The organism is Haladaptatus sp. HS23 (assembly GCF_056892285.1).
Genome location: NZ_JBXGLH010000045.1, coordinates 1 through 3,395, shown reverse-complemented (window position 1 = coordinate 3,395; position 3,395 = coordinate 1). Strand labels below are relative to the sequence as shown.

Below are 3,395 nucleotides of genomic sequence, written 5' to 3'. Positions count from 1 at the left end.
CGTGGGACGGTTCGAATCGTGCCCCTTAAGTAGTGGGCGACGAAACGAACTATTCCCAACAAACCGATGCACCAACCCGTGAAAACGAGGTTGGGAAGGGTTCGACGCACGCACCGGCGACCACCGTGTCGTGCAATGACAACCGTATGTACGTGCAATCCAGACGTCCACTGGACTCACACATCGTGAGTTTACAGTGAATCCAAGTTATTCCAACGTGGCTACTGTGCCACCTGGTGAATGGCTCGGCTCGAGCGCCGACGACGGACGTGCCAAGCTGCGAAAAGCTGTAGGAAGCCGCACGGAGGCGAAGAACTACAGATCTCTAAATGGGAATCCCCACCGCAATTGCTTCGCGCAATGGGGAACGCCGAGAATTGAAACATCTCAGTATCGGCAGGAACAAAAAGCAAACGCGATGTCGCTAGTAACGGCGAGTGAACACGACACAGTCCAAACCGAAGCCCTCACGGGCAATGTGGTGTCCGGACTGACATTCATCATCGGAACCGTCTCATGAAGTCTCCTGGAACGGAGCATGAAACAGGGTGACAATCCCGTAATGAGAACCAGTACGATGTGCGTCAGCTCCCGAGTAGCAGGGGTCGGAAATCCCTTGTGAATATCGCGGGCAACGACCGCGAAGACTCAATACGACTCGAGACCGATAGCGAACAAGTAGTGTGAACGAACGCTGAAAAGCACCCCGAAAAGGGAGGTGCAATAGGGCCTGAACTCAGGTGGCGATGGAGCGACAGGGCATACAAGGCCCACCGAAAAACGACCCGGACGCAAGTCCGCAGTAGGAATCGGTGGGAGCCGATGTTCTGTCGTACGTTTTGAAAAACGAGCCAGGGAGTGTGTTTGATTGGCGAGCCTAACCCGCGAATCGGGGCAGGCACAGGGAAACCAATACGGCCGCAGCGCTTTGCGTGAGGGCCATCGTCTTCAAGGGCGAGGAGTCAATCGGACACGACCCGAAACCGGATGATCTACGCATGAGCAAGACGAAGCGTGGCGAAAGCCACGTGGAGGTCTGTTAGAGTTGGTGTCCTACAATACCCTCTCGTGACTTATGTGTAGGGGTGAAAGGCCCATCGAATCCGGCAACAGCTGGTTCCAACCGAAACATGTCGAAGCATGACCTTCACTAAGGTAGTTCGTGGGGTAGAGCGACCGATTGGGAGAACCGCCTCCGAGAGGAGTCGGCCTCCCTGTCAAACTCCAAACCTACGGACGCCGTTGACGTGAGGAATCCGGTGCGCGGGGTAAGCCTGTGTACCGTGAGGGAGACAACCCAGAGCTGGGTTAAGGTCCCAAAGTGCGAGCTAAGTGCGATTGAAGGTGGTCGCAAGCCCTAAACAGCCGGGAGGTGAGCTTAGAAGCAGCTACCCTCTAAGAACAGCGTAACAGCTTACCGGCCGAGGTTTGCGGCGCCGAAAATGATCGGGGCTCAAGCTCGCCACCGAGACCTAGCAGCGCTCTTGATCGAGCGATCTAGTAGGTTGGCATTCTGGATGGGTGGAAGCACGGGCGAGAGTTCGTGTGGACCGTTCAGTATCGAAAATCCTGGCCATAGTAGCAGCGTTAGTCGGGTTAGACCCCCGACGACCTTATGAGTAAGGGTTCCTCAGCAATGCTAATCAGCTGAGGGTTAGCCGATCCTAAGTCCTACCGTAATTCGAATAGGACAATAGGGAAACTGGTTAATATTCCAGTGCTAACACCACTAAAAGTCGACGCCTTGGGGTAGAATGAACCGGGCCTTCGCCCGGTCCAACCATCAAAATCCGTGGAAGCCGTAATGGCAGGAAGCGGATGAACGGTGGGACAGCGAAAGTCATTCCAACCTGGGGCCCGTGAAAAGACGAGTGTGTTAATCGTACCGAGATCCGACACAGGTACTCTGGCGGTGAAAGCCAAGGTCTGTCGGGAGCAACCGACGTTAGGGAATTCGGCAAGTTAGTCCCGTAAGTTCGCGATAAGGGATGCCTGCCCTGTATAAGGGCAGGCCGCAGTGACTCGGACGCTCCAACTGTCTAGTAACAACATAGGTGACCGCAAATCCGCAAGGACTCGTACGGTCACTGAATCCTGCCCAGTGCGGGTATCTGAACACCTAGTACAATAGGACGAAGGACCCGTTAACGGCGGGGGTAACTATGACCCTCTTAAGGTAGCGTAGTACCTTGCCGCTTCAGTAGCGGCTTGCATGAATGGATCAATGAGAGCGTCACTGTCCCAACGTTGGGCCCGGTGAACTGTACATTCCAGTGCGGAGTCTGGAGACCCCCAAGGGGAAGCGAAGACCCTATAGAGCTTTACTGCAGGCTGTCGCTGGGACGTGGTCGCTACTGTGCAGACATAGGTAGGAGCCGCTACACAGGTATCCGCGCTAGCGGATCACCGAGGCATCAGTGAAATACTACCCGGTAGTGACTGCGACCCTCACTCCTGGCGGAGGACACCGGTAGCCAGGCAGTTTGACTGGGGCGGTACGCGCTCGAAAAGATATCGAGCGCGCCCCAAGATTTCCTCACTCGGGTCGGAGACCCGAGGAAGAGCGCAAGAGCAAAAGGAAGTCTGACAGTGTCCTACACAACGAGGGACGCTGACGCGAAAGCGTGGTCTAGCGAACCAATGAGGCTGCTTGTTGCGGCCCATTGATGACAGAAAAGCTACCTTAGGGATAACAGAGTCGTCACCGGCAAGAGCACATATCGACCCGGTGGCTTGCTACCTCGATGTCGGTTCCCTCCATCCTGCCCGTGCAGAAGCGGGCAAGGGTGAGGTTGTTCGCCTATTAAAGGAGGTCGTGAGCTGGGTTTAGACCGTCGTGAGACAGGTCGGCTGCTATCTATTGGGGGTGTTACGATACTTGACGAGAACGTTCGTATAGTACGAGAGGAACTACGAATGGGTGCCACTGGTGTACCGGTCGTCCGAGAGGGCGCGTGCCGGGCAGCTACGCACCACGGGGTAAGAGCTGAACGCATCTAAGCTCGAAACCCACTTGGAAAAGAAGTATCACCTGAGATCACTCGTAGAAGACGAGTTCGATAGGCTCGGGATGTACGCGCCGAGGCAACGAGGCGTTCAGTCCGCGAGTACTAACAGATCGACGCCACACAATCATACCGCATTTGGTTTCATACACACTCTCGTGTGTGAGTCCAGGCGTATACTGGATTGCACGTACATATCGGTTGGTCGGACCATCGATGATTGGTATCCATGTCACGGTTCGATTCCGTGAATCGACGTTAAGGCGGCCAGAGCGACAGGGCGACACCCGTACCCATCCCGAACACGGAAGTTAAGCCTGTCTGCGTTTCGGTCAGTACTGGAGTGCGCGAGCCTCTGGGAAATTCGATTCGCCGCCTTCCACTCATACT

The 3,395-nt window shown here is 55.4% G+C and carries 2 rRNA genes; both read left to right on the top strand.

Annotation, left to right across the window (positions count from 1 at the left end):
* Window positions 1-212 precede the first annotated feature (212 nt).
* Window positions 213-3,133 (top strand): 23S ribosomal RNA (locus AC1XDK_RS30695).
* A gap of 131 nt (window positions 3,134-3,264) precedes the next feature.
* Window positions 3,265-3,386 (top strand): 5S ribosomal RNA (gene rrf, locus AC1XDK_RS30690).
* Window positions 3,387-3,395 lie beyond the last annotated feature (9 nt).